The sequence below is a fragment of the Crossiella cryophila genome, from assembly GCF_014204915.1.
In the GTDB taxonomy this organism is placed as follows: Bacteria; Actinomycetota; Actinomycetes; order Mycobacteriales; family Pseudonocardiaceae; genus Crossiella; species Crossiella cryophila.
Window position 1 is genome coordinate 3,397,296 of sequence record NZ_JACHMH010000001.1, and the last position, 19,431, is coordinate 3,416,726.

Consider the following 19,431-nt stretch of genomic DNA (forward strand, 5'->3'; position numbering starts at 1 on the left):
GACCGGGGGCATGTCCCCTAGGCTGCGGCTCGGATGCTGAGCAGGGAGGTCCGCATGTCCGGCAAGCCGTTCGCCTCCGCCGCCGACCTGGCGCCCAAGGAACAGACCCTGGAGGTGCTCGGGGACGGGGTGTACGCGCTCACCGCGGCCGGGGATCCCAACGTGGGCGCGATCGAGGGCGAGGACTTCCTGGTCTGTTTCGAGGCCATGGCCACGCCCGCGGCGGCCAGGGGGTGGCTGGCCCGGCTGCGCGAGCACACGGACAAACCCGTGCGGTACCTGGTGCTCAGCCACTACCACGCGGTGCGGGTGCTCGGCGCGAGTGCCTTCGACGCCTCGGTGATCGTGGCGCACGAGCACACCAGGGCGCTGATCGCCGAGCGTGGGGAGGCGGACTGGGCCTCGGAGTTCGCCCGGATGCCCCGGTTGTTCCGGGAACCGGAGACCATCCCCGGGCTCACCTGGCCCACGCTGACCTTCTCCGACCGGCTCACCATCCCGCTCGGCGGCGACCGCGGTGACCTGGAACTGCGTTATTGCGGCCGCGGCCACACCGAAGGCGACCTGGTGGCCTGGTTGCCGCGGCAGCGGATCCTGTTCGCCGGTGACCTGGTGGAATCCCAGGCCGCGCTCTACACCGGGGACGCCTATCACCGGGACTGGGCATCGTCCACTCTGGACACCGTGGCCGCGTTGCGGGCCGAGGTGCTGGTGGGCGGGCGTGGCGCGGTGGCCCGCGGGCGGGAGGCGGTGGACGCCGCGATCGCGCAGACCCGGCACTTCCTGCAGGTGCTGCAGGCCCAGGTGGCCGCGGCGCATGTGCGCAACGGCAGCCTCAAGGAGGCATTCGACGCCGCGCACGCCGCACTGGCCGGGCGCTACGGCGGCTGGCCGATCTTCGAGCACTGCCTGCCGTTCAACGTGGCCAGGCTGTGGGACGAGCTGTCCGGGGTGGAACGACCGGTGATCTGGACCGCGGAACGGGACCAAGAAGTCTGGTCCCAGCTCCAGGGAAGTTAGCTAGGAGCTGGGACCAGGAAGCCGGGCTGAGGTGATCAGCCGGCCAGTACGTCGGCGATCGCGGTCAGCGGCAGGTCGTGCGCTTCGGCGACACCGGCGTTGGTCAGCAGGCCGTCGTGCGTGTTCAGGCCGAGGGCGAGCGAGGCGTCCTCGGTCAGCGCGCGCTGCCAGCCCTTGTTGGCCAGCGCGATCGCGTACGGCAGGGTCACGTTGGTCAGGGCGAAGGTCGAGGTCCGCGGCACCGCGCCGGGCATGTTCGCCACGCAGTAGAACTGGGTGTCGTGCACCGCGAAGGTCGGCTCGGCGTGCGTGGTCGGCCGGGAGTCCTCGAAGCAGCCGCCCTGGTCGATGGCGATGTCCACCAGCACCGCGCCCGGCTTCATCCGCTTGACCAGCTCGTTGCTGATCAGCTTTGGCGCCTTGGCGCCGGGCACCAGCACCGCGCCGACCACCAGGTCGGCCTCCAGCACCGCGCGCTCGACCTCGTAGGCGTTGGACACCACGGTGGTCAGGCGGCCCTGGTAGTAGGAGTCGGCCGCGCGCAGCTTGTCCACGGACAGGTCCAGCACGGTGACGTCGGCGCCCATGCCGACCGCGATCGCGATCGAGTTCATGCCGGAGACGCCCGCGCCGAGCACGGTCACCTTGGCCGGGTGCACACCGGGCACGCCGCCCAGCAGCACGCCGCGGCCGCCGCGGGACTTCATCAGGGTCTCGCCGCCGACCTGGGTGGCCAGGCGACCGGCGACCTCGGACATCGGGGCGAGCAGCGGCAGCGCGCCGGAGGGCAGCTGCACGGTCTCGTAGGCGACACCGGTGACCTTGCGCTCCAGCAGCGCGTCGGTACAGGCGCGGTCCGCGGCCAGGTGCAGGTAGGTGAAGAGCAGCTGGCCGGGCCGCATGCGGTGGTACTCCTCCGCGATGGGCTCCTTGACCTTGAGCACCATGTCCGCGATGGCCCACACCTCGTCGGCGGTGGGCAGCACCTTGGCGCCCGCCGTGACGTATTCGATGTCCGCGATGGCCGAACCGGCGCCCGCGTCATGCTCGATGAAGACCTCATGGCCATGACGGACCAGTTCGAGCACACCGGCCGGAGTGATCGCGACTCGGTACTCGTGGTTCTTCACTTCGCGGGGAACGCCGATCCTCATGGCAAGACTCCTCGTGGGTGACTGCGGCTAAACCGATGGTCAGGCCCCCGCGTGGCGTGCGTCATTGGCATCCACCGACAACATTCCATGATCACTTAGTGCTGATCGGACAACCATCACTCCTACGGAGCACCCGATCCGCCACCGCGAGGTCCCCGGGCGCCTCACGCTGAGTGAATCTTGCCGCCACCCGTTCGCGCTGTTCGACCGGCTTGTTGCCGCCGAACTTGAACTTCGCCCGCACCCCGGTGACGGTGAGTTCCAGGCCCCGGATGCCGGGCAGCAGCCGCCGGTCGGGGTTCTCGGTGGCCGAGACCGGGGTGCGCGCGCCGTCCGGCTCGAAGTGCGCGAGCTGGCGGCGCAGGATGGCCGCCTTGGCCGCCGGGTCGTCCTCGATCCGGACATCGCATTCCAGCTGCACGGTGGCGTAGTAGGAGGTGGGCACGCCGAGGGCCGGGTCGGCCTCGGGCGCGGAGTTCCAGTCGGCGCGCACGTAGGCGATCTCGCCGGTGACCACCAGCAGGCAGCGCGGGTGCTCGGTGAGCGCGCCCCAGACCGGGTTGGGCCGGGCCAGGTGCAGCCAACGGTGGTTGGGCCGGCCAGGTGCAGCCAGACGGTGGCCGGCTCGTCGTAGGTGAGTGGAGTGGGCACGACCACCGGCAGGTCCCGGCCGCGGCCGGGCGCGATCAGCTCGCCGAAGTCGTGCCCGGACAGGAAGGACCGCCACTGCTCGTCGGACTCGGCGGCGTCCCAGGGATGGTTCAACACCCCGCCAGCCTGCGCGCTCCGGCCGGGCCGGGACAGGGCCACTCCCCTCGCCCGTTCGGATGGCCACTCGGATGGTTTGTTCGACTCCTGTGCTGATGTGGTGAGAGTCGGCCGCGCGCACTTGCCGGGCGGTCCGGCCGGGCCGAAGACTGTCCGATATGGACAGACGTCTGCCACTTATCTGTTGCTGGCCTTCGCCTGCGTGTCCTGCGCCACACCGGAGCCGGGTCCGGTGGTCACCACAGCCAAGGGTCTGGTCTGGGGCGACTGCGCGCCGTTCGCCGGTGACCCCGAGCGCAAGGCCGCCTTCGACCGCTCGCTGGACTGCGCCGCGCTGGAGGTCCCGCTGGAGCACGCCAGCCCGGCGGGCCGCAAGATCCGCCTCGGCCTGCTCCGCCAGCGCGCCACCGACCCGGCCCGCCGGATCGGCGCGCTGGTGTTCAACTTCGGCGGCCCCGGCGCCTCCGGCATGGCCTCCCTCGCCGACCTCGGCGGCACCCTCGCCCAGCGCGGCGACGAGGTGGCCGCCCGGTTCGACCTGATCGGCTTCGACCCCAGGGGCGTTGGCGCCTCCGAACCGGCACTGCGCTGCCTGACCGGACCCGAGCAGGACGCGCAACGCCTGGAGTACGTGGATCTGTCCACTCCGGACGGTGTGGCCCGGATGGAGGCCCGCAACAAGGACCTCGCGGACAAGTGCGCCGAACGCACCGGCCGCACCGAACTGGCCAACCTGGGCACCCGCGATGTGGTGCGCGACCTGGACCTGCTGCGTGCCGCGCTGGGCGAGCAGAAGCTGAACTACGTCGGCTTCTCCTACGGCACCCAGATCGGCACCGCCTACGCCGAGGCATACCCCGGCAACGTGCGGGCGATGGTGCTCGATGGCGCCTCCTCCTTCGAGTTGGACGGGGTGGCCTCGGGTTCGGAGCAGGGCGAGGGCTTCGCGGCCACCTTCCGCAGCTACGCCAAGGACTGCGCGGCCCGCGAGCGCTGCCCGGTCGGCACCAGCCCGGCCAAGGCCCAGGACCGCCTGGACGCGCTGACCGAACCCCTGCGCACCCGCCCGCTGCCGGTCGGCGACCGCAAGCTCTCCGCCGACGACGTCACCGGCGCGGTGGACCACCTCCTCTACTCCTCGGCCAACTGGCCCCGGCTGACCGAGGCCCTGGACGCGCTCAAGGCGGGCGACGGCACCGACCTGCTGGCCGCCGCCGACGAGTTCCTCGGCCGCCGCCCGGACGGCGGTTACGACGCCAGCCAGGCCGCGCTCACCGCGGTGAACTGCGTGGACTCACCCCCGACCAAGGATCGGAGCAAGCTCAAGGGCGACCCCGCGGTGCTGGACACCTGCGCGTTCTGGGCCGTCCCGCACACCTCCACCCCGCACCGCCCCAAGGTCGACGGCCTGCCGCCGGTAGTGGTGGTGTCGAGCACAGGCGACCCGGCCACGCCGCATGCCTGGGGGATCAAACTGGCGGAGGCACTGCGCGCGCGACTGCTCACCTTCGAGGCCGACCAGCACACGATTTACCTGCAGGGCAACAGGTGTGTGGACCGGCCGGTGACGGAGTACCTGGTGGGCGGGGCGCTGCCACCGGAGGGCCTGACCTGCCGGTGAGCTGACCGCGGTGGGCGGAAATCGGGTTGCCGCCACCCGGTGGCTGGACGAGGGTCAGGGGCCATGATCGGACTGGTGGAGTTGGCCGTGGCGGACTGGCCGCGGTGGCGGGAGTTGCGGCTGGCCGCGCTGACCGAGGCGCCGCAGGCGTTCGGCACGAATCTGGCCGAGTGGCTGGAGGTGCCGGCGGCTCGCTGGGAGGGGCGGCTGGCCGAGGCGGACCTGAACCTGGTCGCGGAACTGGACGGCCGCGACGCCGGGATGGTCAGCGCCACCCTGGCCGGGGCCGGGACCGCGAAGCTGCGCTCGATGTGGGTGGCCCCGTTCGCCCGCGGCCGCGGGGTCGGGGACGCGCTGATCGAGGCGGTGGTCCGGTGGGCGGCGGAGCGCGGCGCGCACCGGGTCACGCTGGATGTGATGGCGGACAACGAGAGTGCGGCCGCGCTGTACCGGCGGCACGGGTTCGTCGAGACCGGGACCTTCGAGGACGAGGGTGTGGTGGAGCGGGTGATGGTCCGGGTGGCGGGGTAGCTGTCGCATGTGGCCAGCCTGCGCTGTGCCGGGCTGGCAAGGTTGGCGGATTTGTCGCACGATCAGGTGAGAAATGCCAGCTGTCGCACCACTTCCGCCAGTGGTGCGGTGGTGTTGATCTCCAGCGTGGCCGACTCGCGGAGCAGCGGCTCGACGAAGGCCAGGTGCTCCAGGATCGCGGCGCGTTCCTCCGGGGTCTTGCCGTAGGGATTGGTGGTGCGGGCCGCGATCCGGGCCAGCAGCACCTCGGCTGGGGCGGACAGCAGCACGATGTGGTCGAACAGGGGATAGAAGTCGGCCTGGTTGGACTTGCAGCCGGCCACGAAGAGGTCGCCCTCCCCGTGGCCGGTCAGCAGTTCGGTGATGGCCTGCTCCCGCCACACCCAGTCCGGCTCGCCGTCCTCATCCGAGACCCAGTGGCTCCACGCCTCGGTGTCGGTGTCGACGGTGCGGTGTCCCCGCTCGGCCAGCAGTTCGAGCGCGCTGGACTTGCCGGTGCCGGACATGCCGGTGATCAGGACCTTCGCCATATCCCCAGGTTAGGGCAGCCCCCACTGCGGAGCCGCGGCGTTGGCCGGCACATCGCGCGGGCGCAGGTCCGGCTTGTGCCCGCGGCGGGTGATGATCGCCGTCTCACCGCGGCGCAGGGCCACCGAGATCCGGCCGGGGGCCACCTGGCGCCACTGGAGCTTGCGGCCGAGGGGCGTGCGGACGTCCAGGTCGCCGGGGATGCCGTGTTCCAGGACCAGGGGTTCGCCTGCCTCGCTGTGCACGCGGACCCATTCGGTGGCGCCGTCCCGGCGGGAGGCGTCGACCAGGAAGGCGCCCTGGGCGCGCAGGCTGTCGAAGGCGGCCTCGCGCCAGGCCGTCGGGACCGCGGGGAAGACCTTGAGCACGCCGGATCCGCTGTCCAGCAACAGGTGCAGCACTGATTCGGCCGCGGACAGCGGGCTTTCCAGTGCCAGGTTGTTGCCCTCGACGTACATCGTGTTGGGGGTCAGCCTGGCCACGCCGATCACGTTGCCGTCGAGCAGGTGCCGGAGGTGGCCGATGGCCTGGTCCGGCTCGCCCATCAGCGCGGACATCATCGCCGCCGCCGGGTAGCTGTACCCGGCCCAGGCCGAGCGGTCGTGCGTCCAGTGCTCGAAGGTGCGCCGGATCAGGTCCCGGTCGCCGGTCTCCCAGGTCATCTCGCGCAGGGGGTGGAACCACAGCATGTGCGAGAAGTGCCGGTGCGAGCCGCTGAGCGTGACGCCCTCGCCGACCAGCACGCCCTGGTCACCGCGGTGATACGGCACCAGCTTGGCCAGCACCTCGCGCCAGCGCGGCGCCAGCGGGTCCTCGATCCGCAGTTCGTGGGTGGTCTCCAGCAGGGTGCGGGCGGCCCACCGGATCAGGGACAGGTCGTAGGTGGCGTCCACCGCGTCGGCGAACTCGGGCGAGCGGGTCAGCGGCAGGTGCAGCAGGCCGTCCGCGCCGGGTTTGAGGAAGTGCAGGTAGAAGTTGAGTGCCTTGCGCAGCAACGGGTAGAGCACATCGCGCTGGATCCGGCGGTCCATGCTGTGCCGGTAGCTGAGCCAGACGTTGTGCAGGCCCCAGATCAGGTTGCCGGTCTGGTCGGTCTTGGTGCTGGTGCCGGGGCGGCCGACGGTGGCGTTGCCGGGGATCTGCGCGCCCAGCTTGGGGCCGCCGGAGCGCAGGGTGCGGTCGCCGGGGTGGGCCAGCGCGTAGGTCTCGCCATCGCGTAGTTCCGGTGGCACCGAGAACTCGAGGTTCTTGTGGTGCTTGCGGAAGGTGGCGGTCACCGCGTCCAGTTCGGGGTGGTTGGCGATGCCCGCGAACGGATAGGTGATCTGCACGTTCAGGTTCCACCAGACCGCGGTCCAGCTGCCGCCGCCCTCGGGGAACCACGGCCCCCACTCACTGGTGACCGGGGCGTTCTCCCTGGTGGCGCAGGCCATCTTGTACAGCTGGATCCAGTAGAACCGCTGCACCCACTTGTCCGGCACGGACACCAGGCTGCGGGTGTGGAAGCGGTGCCACCAGGCGCGGTGGGCGAAGACCAGCGGGTCGAGGCCGAGCAGCAGGGCGTGCCGGACCGCGGTGACCGCGTCCCCGGTGGAGGTCTTCCGCGGGAAGCCGTAGGCGACCGTGGCGGCCAGCAGCCGGGTGGTGCCGACCCGCTTCTCCTGCCAGGCGGTGGTGTAGCCGCCGCCCGCGTGCAGTGGTTGCTCCACAAAGGACACCCCGGTGGAGCTGCCGGTGCGCGGGTCCGGGTTGGCGGTGTAGTCGGGTGGGATGCGGATCTGGCGGGTGGTCTTGGACGGCATCGCGGTGAAGCCCCACGCGGCCGCCTCCTCACCCGCGCTCGGGGTCAGCGAGACCAGCAGCACGCCCCGGTCGTTGTGCACCAGCGCGCGGAAGCTCAGGCTGCCCGCGGTGGTGGTGACCGTGCCGGACAGCTCGGCGTCCCACAGGTCCAGCTGCCAGTCGACCGCGGTGACCTCGCCGGCCAGGGTCAGGGTCAGGTAACCGATCGGCAGCCGGGACAGGCCGACCGCGGCCTCCCACTGGGGACGCTGGTCCTGCACCTCGCTGTGACTGAGCATGAACCGCAACTGGCTCGCGGTCGCGCCACGGTAGACCTGGACGCCGAGGAAGCCGTTGGCCAGGAACGGGGCGTCCTGCCAACTGCCGGGGAGTTTCCGCCAGAGCATGCGGGCGTCCCGAGCGATGTCGCGGTGCACGTTCTTGGGCCCGAACGCTTCGGCGGAGGGTTCGGCCCATGCGGTGGTCGCGGCGCTGGTCCAGCCTGCGCCGAGAGTCACGAGTCCGGCGGCGGCCGAACCACGGTGTAGGAAACGTCGCCTGGAAAGGGGTGACATGGGGGCGAATCATACGATGTTTACCTGCACTTTGGTATGATTCGTTCAGGGTATTCCCAGTTCACGGACCTGAACCGCACCCCAGTCATCCGATGACTGAAAAAGTCAGGGGTGGGTCGGCCCACGACTAGGGGTTTCAGGCGACGCATCCTGACTACGATCCGCTGCATGACGTTGCCTGGCGAGCAGCTCTCCCTGGCCGCGGAGTTCCCGCAGCCTGGGCTGGAGCAGTGGCGTGAGCTGGTCGCGGGCGTGCTCCGCAAATCCGGCGTGACAGAGCTGCCGGAGTTCCCGGAATCCAGGCTCTCTCGCACCACATATGACGGCATCAAGGTCAACCCGCTCTACACCCGGGACGACGCCGCGCCGCAGACCGGCCTGCCCGGTCTGGCGCCTTATACCCGGGGCAGCAGGCCGGAGGGCGCGGTCGCCGGCGGCTGGGACATCCGGCAGCGGCACAGCCACCCCGATCCGGCCACCGCCCGCGAGGCCGTGCTGGCCGATCTGGAGAGCGGGGTCAGCTCGCTCTGGCTGACCCTGGGCGGGGACGCACTGCCGATCGCCGCACTGCCCCAGGTGCTGGACGGGGTGTACCTGGACCTGGCGCCGATCGTGCTGGACGCGGGCGCGGACACCGAGGCGGCAGCGGAGGCGCTGTTCGCGCTGGCCGCCCAGCGCGGGGTGGCCGACACCGAACTCACCGGCAATCTGGGCGCCGACCCGCTCGGCCTGCGCGCCCGCACCGGCGCGGACACCGATGTGCCAGCCGCCGCGGCGCTGGCCGCCAGGGTCGCCGCGAAGTACCCGGGGCTGCGCGCGCTGACCGTGGACGCCACCGTCTTCCACGACGCGGGCGGCTCGGACGCGGAGGAGCTGGGCGCCTCGCTGGCCGTGGCCACCGCCTATCTGCGCGCGCTCACCGAGGCCGGGCTGGACATCGACGCCGCCTTCGGTCAGCTGGAGTTCCGCTACGCCGCCACCGCGGACCAGTTCCTGACCATCGCCAAGTTCCGCGCCGCCCGCAGGCTGTGGGCCAGGGTCGGCGAGGTCTGCCAGGCGAGCGAACCCGCGCAGCGGCAGCACGCGGTGACCTCCACCGCGATGATGACCGCCCGCGACCCGTGGGTGAACATGCTGCGCACCACGCTGGCCTGCTTCGGCGCCGGTGTCGGCGGCGCGGATTCCGTTACCGTGCAACCATTTGACGCCTGCCTCGGCCTGCCGGACGACTTCGCCCGGCGGATCGCCCGCAACACCCAGTCGCTGCTGGTGGAGGAGTCGCACGTGGCCAGGGTGATCGACCCGGCGGGCGGTTCCTGGTACGTGGAGCGGCTCACCGAGGACCTGGCCACCGCGGCCTGGGCCTTCTTCACCGAGATCGAGCGCGCCGGCGGGTTCGAGACCGCGCTGGCCGACGGGCTGATCGAGTCCCGGCTCACCGCCACCCAGGCCAAGCGCGCCAAGCGGATCGCGCACCGCAAGGACGCGATCACCGGCGTCAGCGAGTTCCCGAACCTGACCGAGAAGCTGCCGGTCCGGCAGCCGAACCCGGCCCCGCCCACCGGCGGCCTGCCCCGGGTGCGCTACGCCCAGGACTTCGAGGACCTGCGCACCGCGGCGGACAACGCGCCGCAGCGGCCCACGGTCTTCCTGGCCACCATCGGTTCGGTGGCGGCCTACACCGCGCGGTCCACCTTCGCCGGAAACCTGTTCCAGGCCGGCGGAATCGCCACCCCGGACAGCGGTCCGGGCACCGACGCCGCGCAGATCGCGGCCGCGTTCAAGGACAGTGGCGCGAGCGTGGTGTGCCTGTGCGGCAACGACAAGGCATACGCCGAGCACGCCGCCCCGATCGCCGAGGCACTCAAAGCCGCAGGCGCGCAACGGATCTGGCTCGCGGGCAAGCCCGGTGAGCGGGCCGAGTCGGACAAGGCCGCCGGTATCGACGACTACATCTTCGCCGGGTGTGACGCGCTGGGCGTCCTCCGCGGCACGCTCTCCGAACTGGGGGTGGCTTTCTGATGCCGCGCAACCTGATTCCGGACTTCGGCCGGGTCGAACTGGGCAGTCCGGCCGCCGCCACCGATCCGGCAGGCTGGCGTTCCGCGCTCACCGAGGCCACCGGCAAGGACGCCGAGAACCTGGTGTGGGACACGCCGGAGGGCATCGCGGTCAACCCGCTCTACACCGCCGCGGACACCGCCGACCTGGACTTCCTCGGCACCTACCCGGGCATGGCGCCGTTCCTGCGCGGGCCGTACCCGACGATGTATGTCAACCAGCCCTGGACCATCCGCCAGTACGCGGGTTTCTCCACCGCCGCGGAGTCCAACGCCTTCTACCGCCGCAACCTGGCCGCCGGGCAGAAGGGCCTGTCGGTGGCCTTCGACCTGCCCACCCACCGCGGTTACGACAGCGATCACCCCCGGGTGCCCGGCGATGTCGGCATGGCAGGCGTGGCGATCGACTCGATCTACGACATGCGCCAGCTCTTCGACGGCATCCCGCTGGACAAGATGAGCGTGTCGATGACCATGAACGGCGCGGTGCTGCCCGTGCTGGCGCTCTACATCGTGGCCGCCGAGGAGCAGGGGGTGGCGCCGGAGCAGCTGGCCGGGACCATCCAGAACGACATCCTCAAGGAGTTCATGGTCCGCAACACCTACATCTACCCGCCGCAGCCCTCGATGCAGATCATCTCCGACATCTTCTCCTTCACCTCGCAGAAGATGCCCCGGTACAACTCGATCTCCATCTCCGGCTACCACATCCAGGAGGCCGGGGCCACCGCCGACCTGGAGCTGGCCTACACCCTGGCCGACGGGGTGGAGTACCTGCGCGCGGGCAAGGGCGCCGGGCTGGACATCGACGCGTTCGCGCCGCGGCTGAGCTTCTTCTGGGCCATCGGGATGAACTTCTTCATGGAGGTCGCCAAGCTGCGTGCGGCCCGGCTGCTGTGGGCCAGGCTGGTCAAGCAGTTCGACCCGAAGAACGCCAAATCGCTGTCCCTGCGCACACATTCGCAGACCTCGGGCTGGTCGCTGACCGCGCAGGACGTGTTCAACAACGTGGTGCGCACCTGCGTGGAGGCGATGGCGGCCACCCAGGGCCACACACAGTCCTTGCACACCAACGCCCTGGACGAGGCGCTGGCGCTGCCCACCGACTTCTCCGCGCGCATCGCCCGCAACACCCAGCTGCTGCTGCAACAGGAATCCGGCACCACGCGGGTGATCGACCCCTGGGGTGGCAGCAACTACGTGGAACGACTGACCTACGACCTGGCGCGCCGCGCGTGGAGCCACATCGAGGAGGTCGAGGCCGCCGGTGGGATGGCCAAGGCCATCGACGAGGGCATCCCGAAGCTGCGGGTGGAGGAGGCCGCGGCCCGTACCCAGGCGCGGATCGACTCCGGACGGCAGCCGGTGATCGGCGTCAACAAGTACCGGGTCACCGCGGATGAGGCGATCGAGGTGCTCAAGGTGGACAACAAGGGCGTGTACGCCCAGCAGGTGGACAAGCTGCGCAGGCTGCGCGAGGAACGCGACGGCGCGGTCACCCAGTCCACTTTGGACGCTCTCACCAAGGCCGCTGGCGACGCCCGTGAGGGCAGGCGCGGGCCGGGGCTGGAGCAGAACCTGTTGGCACTGGCCATCAACGCCGCCAGGGCCAAGGCCACCGTCGGGGAGATCTCCGACGCGCTGGAGAAGGTATACGGTCGTCACTCCGGTCAGATCAGGGTGATCTCCGGGGTCTACCGGGAGGAGGCCGGGGCGGTGAGCAACATCGACCGCACCCGCAAGGCCGCCGAGGCGTTCGAGGAGGCCGAGGGCCGCAGGCCGCGGATCCTGGTCGCCAAGATGGGCCAGGACGGCCACGACCGCGGCCAGAAGGTCATCGCGACCGCCTTCGCCGACCTGGGCTTCGACGTGGACGTCGGCCCGCTGTTCCAGACCCCCGCCGAGGTCGCCCTGCAAGCGATCGAGGCCGACGTGCACATCGTCGGCGTCTCCAGCCTGGCCGCCGGACACCTCACCCTGGTGCCCGCGCTGCGCCAGGAACTGGAGACCCTGGGCCGCGAGGACATCCTGATCGTGGTCGGCGGCGTCATCCCGCCCCAGGACTTCGACGAGCTGCGCGCCGCCGGGGCCGCCGCGATCTTCCCGCCGGGCACGGTGATCGCCGACGCCGCCATGGACCTGCTGCAGGTCCTGTCCGACCGCCAGCAGAGCTGATGCGCGGCCCCATCGACATCGGCGCGTACGCCGAAGGAGTCCTTGCCAGCGACCGGGCCTGGGTCGCCCGCGCGGTGACCCTGGTCGAGTCCAGGCGCGCCGACCACCGGGTCGCCGCCCAGACCCTGCTCACCGAGCTGCAACCCCACGCCGGCAAGGCCAGACGAGCAGGCATCACCGGCGTCCCCGGCGCGGGCAAGTCCACCTTCATCGACGCCCTGGGCAGCAGTCTCACCGCCCAAGGCCACCGGGTGGCGGTGCTCGCGGTAGACCCGTCCTCCACGAAGAGCGGCGGCAGCATCCTGGGCGACAAAACCAGGATGACCCGCCTCTCCGCCGACCCCAACGCCTTCGTCCGCCCCAGCCCCACCGCGGGCACCCTGGGCGGGGTCGCCAAGGCGACCAGGGAAACCATCGTGGTGATGGAAGCGGCGGGCTACGACGTGGTCCTGGTCGAAACCGTTGGCGTAGGCCAGTCCGAGGTCACCGTCGCCGACATGGTCGACACCTTCCTCCTACTGACCCTGGCCCGCACCGGCGACCAGCTGCAGGGCATCAAGAAGGGCGTCCTGGAGCTGGCCGACGTCATCGCGGTCAACAAGGCCGACGGCGACCACGCCAAGGAAGCCGCCCGAGCCGCCCGGGAACTCGCGGGCGCCCTGCGGCTGCTGCGCGCACCGGATTCCACCTGGGACACCCCTGTTCTCACCTGCAGCGCCCGGGACGACCAGGGCGTGGACGAGGTGTGGGCGCAAGTGATCCGGCACCGGGACCAGCTTTCGGCCAGCGGCGACCTGGATGCCAAGCGGCGCAACCAGTTGCTGGGCTGGACGTGGGCGATGGTGCATGACCGGTTGCTGCATGACCTGCACGGGCATCCGGGGGTGCGGGAGCTGGCGCCGGAGCTGACCAGTCAGGTGGCGGAGGGCACGATGACTCCGGCCCAGGCGGCACAACGGATTCTGGAGACTTTTCAGGGGAGCGGGGAGTAGGGCGAAGCCCGAGGCAGGCGTTACGGGCAAGCGGGCGAAGCCCGAAGCGGTGAGTGCTGGGGGCAGGCGGGCGAAGCCCGGGAACGCTGCGGCTAGGCGGTTCTGACGCCCCGCGACCGGGCGAAGCCCGCACACAGGCAGCCGGGGTGGCTTTTCAAACCCCACCTGAGCGGTTCCCCATCCCCGTCAGCCTGGAGAGGACACACCGCATCCTGGGCGCGCGGACCCGCAACCCGCCGCCGCCCTAGCTTCCCAACCGCAGGGGTCTGCGCGCCCAGGATGTGGTTTGGTATCGGAAGGCTGACGGGGATGGGGAACCGCACGAGCACTGCTCTCTGCCTGTGACTTTGAACCTCCCCCCATCCTTTGATTCCTGCCCGTCCGGCGAGGACGCCCTTGATCTTGATCTTCGCTCGAAGCCCTGAGGACGCAACTCACCACTTCGAGCACCCGCATCACGCTGCTGGCGGTACGAACTGAACACGAAAGTTGCTTACCGTAGTTGAGCAGGCACAGCATGCGATCATCGGAGGCTGCTATGGCAGGTTGTGGTTGTTGCGCCAAGTGCACCGGCTGCGGGGACAACTGCTGCCCCAACTGCTGACCAAACCCACTGCTGATCAACCGAGCCGAACGGTGTGTCACCCGGTCACGGGGGGCACACCGTTCCGTTCGTCGGGGCCTTGCCCTCGACCAGGAACAGCCTGCTCGCCTCGTTCACACACGCCGACTTCGCGAACGCGCCATGACCCGCGCCCTGCCAGTTGACCTGCACCGCCGAGGCCAGCGCCTCCGCCGTCTTCGTCGTACCCGGCAACGGCGTGATCGCGTCCTTCTCCGTCCCCAGCACCAGCATCGGCGGCGCCTCGGGCGCCCTCGGCACCGGTAGCGGCTGCGCGGGCACCGGCCAGGGCATGCACCAGGCCAGCTCGTGCGCGCTCATCGCGCCGAAGATCGGGTACTTGGCCGACCACTCCTGGGCCAGGGTGGCCGCACGGGCCGGGTCGACCCGGGTCGTGGTGTCGTTGCAGGTGGTCACCAGGCCGCCGTCAAGCCTGATCATGTCGCGGTCGGGGCCGTTCCACAGCGGGATGACGAAGCTCTCCAGGCCGCTGACGTCGCCGTCCCTGGCCTTGACGATCGCGTCGGCCAGTTCGGGCCAGCGCAGGCGGTCGGCCAGGCCTGCCGCGATGGCGCGCAACGCGGTGCCCGCCTGGAAGGTGATCCGGGCGCCGCGCACCGGCTGGGCGCGCAGCTTGTCCAGCACCGCGGTGACCACCTGGTCGGGGGCGGCGCCCAGGGCACAGCCCCGGGTGGCGCAGTCGGCGGTGAAGGCGGCGAAGGTGTCCTTGAGGCCGGAGGCGCGGGCCTCGGCCTGGCCGACGGCGTCCACGCTGGGGTCGGGGGAGCCGTCCAGCACGAACCGGCCCACCTCGTTGCTGAACCGCTCGGCGAAGGCGGTCAGCACCCGGGAGGCGTCGCCGCGGGCCACCGCGTTCAGCCGGGGCACGCCGAGCGCCTCACGCAGCGAGTTCATGTCGTTGGCGGTCCGCCAGGTGTCGTAGGCGCCGAGCTGCTCGTCCAGGTCCAGCATGCATTCCTGGGCGGCGTCCCTGGTGGTGTCCAGCAGCTGGCCCAGGGTGGCGGCGTCGGTGACCGCCGGGTCGAAGCCGACCATCGCGGTGCGCGAGGGCTGGTTGACGCAGCGCACGCCGTCGGAGTCGCCGGTGCCGCGCCGGTCGACGCCGATCAGGTGGTAGACGTCCAGGATCTCCTTGGGCAGCTGCCCGGCCAGCCGCACCGCGTACAGCGAACCGGGCTCGCCAAGGGCGTCGTTGAGCACCACCAGCGGCTGCTTGCCGTCGCCGATCTTGGTCAGCTGGACCCGGTTGCTGCCCCGGCCGGGCCGGGTCGGCGAGTCCAGCGTGGTGCTCAGCTTCGCGCAGCCCACCCGGAGTCCGTTGACACCACCGAGTTTGCGGTTGACCGTGTCCGTGCAGTCGGTCCAGGACAGCGCGCTGTCCTGCGGTTCGGTCAGCGGCGGGATCGGCTTCTGCGGCGCGGAGGTGGTCGGCTGCCCGGGTCCACCGGCGCCGGCGCCATCGTGCGCGACCGCGGGACGATCAGAGGGGCCGACCGCGCAGGCGGACAGGGCCAGCGTGCAGACCACGGCCATCGCGCCGACGCTGATGGAGGCTCGACGGCGCGGCACTGATGATCTCCCCAAGGTCTGCTGGCAGGCTCGTCGCAGCTTGGCACGCCAGGGGTGAGGCCGGGGTGAACGCGCACAACGGCCAACCTGGCGTACGACAACGGCCAACGTGGCGTACGAGAACGGCCAACACGGCGTACGAGAACGGCCAACACGGCGGGGTGGGGTCAGGCGGGTTTGACTTCGCCGGAGAGGACTGAGTCGAGGTTGTAGCGGGCGGGCTGGTCGAGTTGGTCGTAGCGGCAGGAGGTGGCCTCGCGGTCGGGGCGCCAGCGGAGGAATTGGCCGTTGTGGCGCAGGCGGGCGGGGGCGCCGCCTTCGGTTTGGGTGTAGGCGATCTCGACCACGCGTTCGGGGCGCAGCGGGATCCAGGTGGCCTCGTTGCTGCGCCAGCGGTTGATCGCGCCGGGCAGGCGCTGGCCCTCGGACTCGCCGGTCAGCCAGGGGTGCGCGTCCTCGGCGCCCTCGCGGAGTTCGGCGAGTTCCTCGACCAGGGCCTTGCGCCGCGCGGCAGGGAAGGCGCCGATCACGCCGACGTGGTGCAGCACGCCGTGGTCGTCGTACAGGCCGAGCAGCAGCGAGCCGACCGCGGTGCCCGGTTCGGTCTTGACGTGCCAGCGCAGTCCGGCCAGCACGCAGTCCGCGGTCCGGGCGTGCTTGATCTTCAACAGGGTGCGCTTGCCCGGCGCGTACGGCGCGGCCGCGGGCTTGGCGATCAGCCCGTCCAGCCCGGCGCCCTCGAACAGGGTGAACCACTCGCGGGCGGTGGCCACCTCGGCGGTCACCGGGGTCAGGTGTACCCGATCGCCCTTGACCTGCGTGAACAGTGCTTCCAGCCGGGCCCGCCGGTCGGTGAAGGGCAGTTCGAGGAGCACTTCGTCGCCCTGGGCGAGCAGGTCGAAGGCGATGAACCGGGCCGGGGTCTGCCCGGCGAGCAGGGTGACCCGGCTGGCGGCCGGGTGGATGCGTTCGGTCAGCGCGTCGAAGTCCAGCTCACCGCCCACCTCGACCACCAGCTCACCGTCGAGGACCACCCGGTCCGGCAGTTCGGCGCGCAGGAAGGCCACCGCCTCCGGGAAGTAGCGGGCCAGGTCCTTGCCGGAGCGGGACTGCAGGAACACCGAGTCGCCGTCACGGAAGACCACGCAGCGGAACCCGTCCCACTTCGGCTCGAACAGCAGGCCGTCGCGGTCGGGCACCTCGTCCACCGGGCTGGCCAGCATGGGCTGGACGGGCGGGGTCAGCGGCAGCGTCATGCCGGCCATCATGACCGCTCGCGGCGGGGTCCGCAGCGGTTCACCTGACCCGGCGGCGGCGCGCGCTGTCCAGTTCCAGGCGCACCGCGGTGGGCAGCGCGTCCACCCCGAGGGACTCCCTGGCGCGGCCGAGCACGGTCTCGTCGAGCTGCTGCCAGACCGCGCGCACATCGGTGCCCTCGGCCAGCCACAGCTGCACCCGCAACGCGGGCCGCTCGGTGCTGCCGACCAGCCGCGCCTGCGCCCGGCTGACCCCGGTGACCCTGGCCGCGTCGGTGCGCACGGCCTCGGCGAAGGCGGCCGCGGTGATCGTCACCCGCCCCGGTCCGGCACCGTCGATGCGCAGGTCAGGGCGGGATTCGGGCCGCAGTGAGCGCACCACCCAGCGCAGCCCCAGCACGAACACCAGCACGCCGAGCGCGATGCCGGCCCCCAGCACCCAGGGCCGGTTGGCCAGCAGCCAGTCCCGGATCATCGGGTCCAGCACCGGCCGCGCCGCTCGCCCCGTGCCCAGCCAGCCAAGGCCGAGCACCAGCGCGCCCGCGCCGAGCAGGATCGCGAGCACCCCGGCGCCGCCGGTCAGCACGCGTTCGGCGCGGGCGGAGCGGGCCACCGCGGCCGTGGATCGGGTGCTCATCGGCGCTCCTTCGGCGAGGCCACGACCACGGACACCTTGGGCGTGCGCGGCAGCGGCAGATCGGTGACCACGGTCCTGGTGACCTCCAGGACCTTGGGGCGCAGCTCGTCCTTGGCCAGCAACCGGCTGGACGCGCGCACCCGGACCTTCGCCCTGGACGCGGTCACGGTGGCCGCGTGCACCCCGTCCTCGGCCCGCACCCTGGTGCCGACCAGGCGGGCCAGCGAACGCGGCGAGGTGGTCACGGTGACCTCCGGCGCCGGATCGGCCAGCCGCACATCACGCCGCCGCGCGCCGGTGGCCACCCACAGCAGGATCAGCCCGAGCAGCACCAGCCCGCCGGCGACCAGCCGGGTCGGCGTCGCGGTCCAGTCCACCGAACCCAGCCGCTCCGCCCAGTCCCGCCACGGAACCAGCGCGGACTGCCCTGGTTTCCAGGCGGCCCAGGCGAATTCGACCGCGAGCAGCCCGCCCGCGCCGGCCAGGGCCAGCCCGAGCAGGGTCGACAGCAGTCGCACGATCAGCCGCATCGTCTCACTCCACCCTCGCCCTGGTCTCCGGCAGCAGCGCGGAGACGGTCACATCGACCACGCGCACCCGGTACCCGGTGATCCGCTCGACCTCGTCGCCGACCGCCACCCGCACCGCGTCCACAGTGGACCGAACCGGGGCCGGGTAGCACAGCGCGAGATCCAGTCGCACGTCGATCTCGTTGCCGGACAGGGTGATCCGCGCACTCGACCCGTGCTCGCCGAGCCCGAGCCCGGCCAGTTTCCTGGGGACCCGCAGGGTGCCAGGCACACCGTCGGCGCTGTGCTCGACCACCTTGCGCAGCACGCCGGGGTCGATGCTCAGCCCGCCGCGCTCGCCCGGATCCTCCTGGCTCACCGGTCCTTCCCGCGGCCGATCAGCTCGCCGAGGTCCAGTTCGCCGTCCAGGACCCGGCCCACGACCAGGCCGATCGCGCCGACCAGCAGGGTGATCAGGAAGGCGGTGAACCCGCCGAGGGCGCCTGCCGCGCCGAGGACGAGCCCGGCCAGCAGGCCGGTCTGGGTGCCGTTCATCATCGAACCTGCTTCCTCTAGCTCACCCGGGGCGGGCGCCTGCGTCTGGCCCGCCACCGGCCGATCCGGGTGGCGATACCGCGGATTCCCCGCGGTGTCACCACGAACTCCACCGGCCCGGCGAACCGATCGTCCACTTCGGACTCCGGCTCGCCCTGCTCCCGTTGCCGTCGCCGGTATTGCTCGACCACGGCCGCGAACAGGACCGGATCGCCGCCGACATCGGGGTGGTGCTTGCGGACGAACTCGCGGAAGGCCGCCCGATCCGCCGGGGGCTCACCGCCGGTCTGCACCATCGGCTCCTACTCGCCGGGCTCCAGCACGTCGACCACGGTGATGTCCACCGGCACCGCGCCGGTCACCTGACGCACCCGGTCCCGCAGTTCGCTGACCACGTCCGGCAGTGGTTCGCCGATCCGCAGCACCACGCCGACCTCCACCGGCTCGCCGGCGCCGGTGCTGCGCACCCCGATGACCTTGCGGCCTGGCAGGTAGGACAGCACCGCGCCGTACGCGCCGCCGTGCAGGGACACCACGCTCGGGTGGGTCAGCACGACCTCGGCGATCCGGTCCGCCAGTTCGGCGGTCATCACTCGACCCGCGAGCCGTCCGGACCGCCCTCGTCGTCCTCGCTGGGCAGCCGGATGTCGTTGACCGCGATGTTGACCTCGATCACCTCGAGGCCGGTCATCCGCTCCACCGCGGTGATCACGTTGCGGCGCACCGCCTTGGCCAGGTCCACGATGGAGGCGCCGTACTCGACCACGATGTCCAGGTCGATCGCGGCCTGCTTCTCACCGACCTCCACCTGCACGCCGGAGGTGGCCGAGGTGCCGCCGCCGGGGATGCGCTCGCGCAGCGCGCCGAACGCGCGGGAGACCCCGCCGCCCATCGCGTGCACCCCGGAGATCTCCCTTGCGGAGATGCCGGCGATCTTCTGCACCACCGAGGCGGAGATGGTGGTCTTGCCCTGCGACGTGTCATCGGCCAACCGGGCCGGTGTGGCGCCGCCGCGGGCGGCTGGCACGGACTCGGCGGTGGTGGACTGCGCCATGA

Annotated in this window: 19 protein-coding genes; 6 read left to right on the top strand and 13 right to left on the bottom strand. The window is 71.4% G+C overall.

Features of this window, described 5'->3' with window-relative positions:
- Positions 1–54: 54 nt before the first annotated feature.
- Complete coding sequence (locus tag HNR67_RS15770) at positions 55–1,020, top strand: MBL fold metallo-hydrolase (RefSeq protein ID WP_185002876.1); 966 nt, start codon at positions 55–57, stop codon at positions 1,018–1,020.
- Between the two features lie 35 nt (positions 1,021–1,055).
- On the opposite strand, the gene ald is transcribed toward HNR67_RS15770, so the two are convergent.
- Positions 1,056–2,174, bottom strand: a complete 1,119-nt coding sequence (ald, locus tag HNR67_RS15775) for an alanine dehydrogenase (RefSeq protein WP_185002878.1) — start codon at positions 2,172–2,174, stop codon at positions 1,056–1,058.
- Positions 2,175–2,265: 91 nt separating this feature from the next.
- Entirely contained in the window at positions 2,266–3,063 is a 798-nt protein-coding gene (locus HNR67_RS44415; RefSeq protein ID WP_312987347.1) for an FMN-binding negative transcriptional regulator, read from the bottom strand.
- A 111-nt stretch (positions 3,064–3,174) separates the two neighbouring features.
- On the opposite strand from HNR67_RS44415, the gene HNR67_RS15785 reads away from it, so the two are divergent.
- Entirely contained in the window at positions 3,175–4,563 is a 1,389-nt protein-coding gene (locus HNR67_RS15785; RefSeq protein ID WP_185002879.1) for an alpha/beta hydrolase, read from the top strand.
- Between the two features lie 63 nt (positions 4,564–4,626).
- Complete coding sequence (locus tag HNR67_RS15790) at positions 4,627–5,094, top strand: GNAT family N-acetyltransferase (RefSeq protein ID WP_185002881.1); 468 nt, start codon at positions 4,627–4,629, stop codon at positions 5,092–5,094.
- A gap of 62 nt (positions 5,095–5,156) precedes the next feature.
- Here the strand turns inward: HNR67_RS15790 and HNR67_RS15795 are convergent, their stop codons facing one another.
- Together HNR67_RS15795 and HNR67_RS15800 are read right to left on the bottom strand one after the other, a co-directional pair.
- The gene (locus tag HNR67_RS15795; RefSeq protein WP_185002883.1) at positions 5,157–5,624 is read right to left on the bottom strand and encodes an AAA family ATPase; all 468 of its coding nucleotides are present in this window, start codon (positions 5,622–5,624) and stop codon (positions 5,157–5,159) included.
- Between the two features lie 9 nt (positions 5,625–5,633).
- Complete coding sequence (locus tag HNR67_RS15800; RefSeq protein WP_185002884.1) at positions 5,634–7,979, bottom strand: glycosyl hydrolase family 95 catalytic domain-containing protein; 2,346 nt, start codon at positions 7,977–7,979, stop codon at positions 5,634–5,636.
- A gap of 168 nt (positions 7,980–8,147) precedes the next feature.
- On the opposite strand from HNR67_RS15800, the gene mutA reads away from it, so the two are divergent.
- Genes mutA through meaB form a run of 3 tightly spaced genes read left to right on the top strand, consistent with a single transcriptional unit; the run spans position 8,148 to position 13,206 of the window.
- Positions 8,148–10,001 (top strand): methylmalonyl-CoA mutase small subunit, encoded by a 1,854-nt coding sequence (gene mutA, locus HNR67_RS15805; RefSeq protein ID WP_185002886.1) that lies wholly within the window; start codon positions 8,148–8,150, stop codon positions 9,999–10,001.
- Entirely contained in the window at positions 10,001–12,214 is a 2,214-nt protein-coding gene (scpA, locus tag HNR67_RS15810; protein ID WP_185002887.1) for a methylmalonyl-CoA mutase, read from the top strand. Before mutA ends, scpA begins: the two co-directional genes overlap by 1 nt.
- The gene (gene meaB / locus HNR67_RS15815) at positions 12,214–13,206 is read left to right on the top strand and encodes a methylmalonyl Co-A mutase-associated GTPase MeaB (RefSeq protein WP_185002889.1); all 993 of its coding nucleotides are present in this window, start codon (positions 12,214–12,216) and stop codon (positions 13,204–13,206) included. Before scpA ends, meaB begins: the two co-directional genes overlap by 1 nt.
- A gap of 649 nt (positions 13,207–13,855) precedes the next feature.
- On the opposite strand, the gene HNR67_RS15820 is transcribed toward meaB, so the two are convergent.
- The 9 genes from HNR67_RS15820 to HNR67_RS15860 all read right to left on the bottom strand — a co-directional run bounded on the left by HNR67_RS15820 (position 13,856) and on the right by HNR67_RS15860 (position 19,429).
- Positions 13,856–15,418: an alpha/beta hydrolase gene (locus tag HNR67_RS15820; protein ID WP_185002891.1), complete on the bottom strand. Its 1,563-nt coding sequence runs from the start codon at positions 15,416–15,418 to the stop codon at positions 13,856–13,858.
- A 167-nt stretch (positions 15,419–15,585) separates the two neighbouring features.
- A complete protein-coding gene (locus HNR67_RS15825) occupies positions 15,586–16,674 on the bottom strand; it encodes an ATP-dependent DNA ligase (protein ID WP_185002893.1) in 1,089 nt (362 codons plus the stop codon).
- A gap of 40 nt (positions 16,675–16,714) precedes the next feature.
- Positions 16,715–17,311, bottom strand: a complete 597-nt coding sequence (locus HNR67_RS15830; RefSeq protein WP_185002894.1) for an Asp23/Gls24 family envelope stress response protein — start codon at positions 17,309–17,311, stop codon at positions 16,715–16,717.
- Positions 17,308–17,841: a DUF6286 domain-containing protein gene (locus HNR67_RS15835; RefSeq protein WP_185002895.1), complete on the bottom strand. Its 534-nt coding sequence runs from the start codon at positions 17,839–17,841 to the stop codon at positions 17,308–17,310. Before HNR67_RS15835 ends, HNR67_RS15830 begins: the two co-directional genes overlap by 4 nt.
- A 4-nt stretch (positions 17,842–17,845) precedes the next feature.
- Positions 17,846–18,199: an Asp23/Gls24 family envelope stress response protein gene (locus HNR67_RS15840; RefSeq protein WP_185002896.1), complete on the bottom strand. Its 354-nt coding sequence runs from the start codon at positions 18,197–18,199 to the stop codon at positions 17,846–17,848.
- Positions 18,196–18,375, bottom strand: coding sequence for a hypothetical protein (locus HNR67_RS15845; RefSeq protein WP_185010704.1), 180 nt, complete (start codon positions 18,373–18,375; stop codon positions 18,196–18,198). Before HNR67_RS15845 ends, HNR67_RS15840 begins: the two co-directional genes overlap by 4 nt.
- 17 nt (positions 18,376–18,392) lie before the next feature.
- A complete protein-coding gene (locus tag HNR67_RS15850) occupies positions 18,393–18,671 on the bottom strand; it encodes a hypothetical protein (protein WP_185002897.1) in 279 nt (92 codons plus the stop codon).
- Positions 18,672–18,677: 6 nt separating this feature from the next.
- Positions 18,678–18,965, bottom strand: coding sequence for a hypothetical protein (locus tag HNR67_RS15855; protein ID WP_185002899.1), 288 nt, complete (start codon positions 18,963–18,965; stop codon positions 18,678–18,680).
- Positions 18,965–19,429, bottom strand: coding sequence for an Asp23/Gls24 family envelope stress response protein (locus HNR67_RS15860; protein WP_185002900.1), 465 nt, complete (start codon positions 19,427–19,429; stop codon positions 18,965–18,967). Before HNR67_RS15860 ends, HNR67_RS15855 begins: the two co-directional genes overlap by 1 nt.
- Between the last annotated feature and the right edge of the window lie 2 nt (positions 19,430–19,431).

Bases quoted from the DNA above. Each gene is read 5' to 3' on its own strand.
- HNR67_RS15770 (WP_185002876.1), top strand. From the start codon at position 55: ATGTCCGGCAAGCCGTTCGCCTCCGCCGCCGACCTGGCGCCCAAGGAA.
- ald (WP_185002878.1), bottom strand. From the start codon at position 2,174: ATGAGGATCGGCGTTCCCCGCGAAGTGAAGAACCACGAGTACCGAGTC.
- HNR67_RS15790 (WP_185002881.1), top strand. From the start codon at position 4,627: ATGATCGGACTGGTGGAGTTGGCCGTGGCGGACTGGCCGCGGTGGCGG.
- HNR67_RS15795 (WP_185002883.1), bottom strand. From the start codon at position 5,624: ATGGCGAAGGTCCTGATCACCGGCATGTCCGGCACCGGCAAGTCCAGC.
- HNR67_RS15800 (WP_185002884.1), bottom strand. From the start codon at position 7,979: ATGTCACCCCTTTCCAGGCGACGTTTCCTACACCGTGGTTCGGCCGCC.
- mutA (WP_185002886.1), top strand. From the start codon at position 8,148: ATGACGTTGCCTGGCGAGCAGCTCTCCCTGGCCGCGGAGTTCCCGCAG.
- scpA (WP_185002887.1), top strand. From the start codon at position 10,001: ATGCCGCGCAACCTGATTCCGGACTTCGGCCGGGTCGAACTGGGCAGT.
- meaB (WP_185002889.1), top strand. From the start codon at position 12,214: ATGCGCGGCCCCATCGACATCGGCGCGTACGCCGAAGGAGTCCTTGCC.
- HNR67_RS15825 (WP_185002893.1), bottom strand. From the start codon at position 16,674: ATGACGCTGCCGCTGACCCCGCCCGTCCAGCCCATGCTGGCCAGCCCG.
- HNR67_RS15830 (WP_185002894.1), bottom strand. From the start codon at position 17,311: ATGAGCACCCGATCCACGGCCGCGGTGGCCCGCTCCGCCCGCGCCGAA.
- HNR67_RS15835 (WP_185002895.1), bottom strand. From the start codon at position 17,841: ATGCGGCTGATCGTGCGACTGCTGTCGACCCTGCTCGGGCTGGCCCTG.
- HNR67_RS15845 (WP_185010704.1), bottom strand. From the start codon at position 18,375: ATGAACGGCACCCAGACCGGCCTGCTGGCCGGGCTCGTCCTCGGCGCG.
- HNR67_RS15850 (WP_185002897.1), bottom strand. From the start codon at position 18,671: ATGGTGCAGACCGGCGGTGAGCCCCCGGCGGATCGGGCGGCCTTCCGC.
- HNR67_RS15855 (WP_185002899.1), bottom strand. From the start codon at position 18,965: ATGACCGCCGAACTGGCGGACCGGATCGCCGAGGTCGTGCTGACCCAC.
- HNR67_RS15860 (WP_185002900.1), bottom strand. From the start codon at position 19,429: ATGGCGCAGTCCACCACCGCCGAGTCCGTGCCAGCCGCCCGCGGCGGC.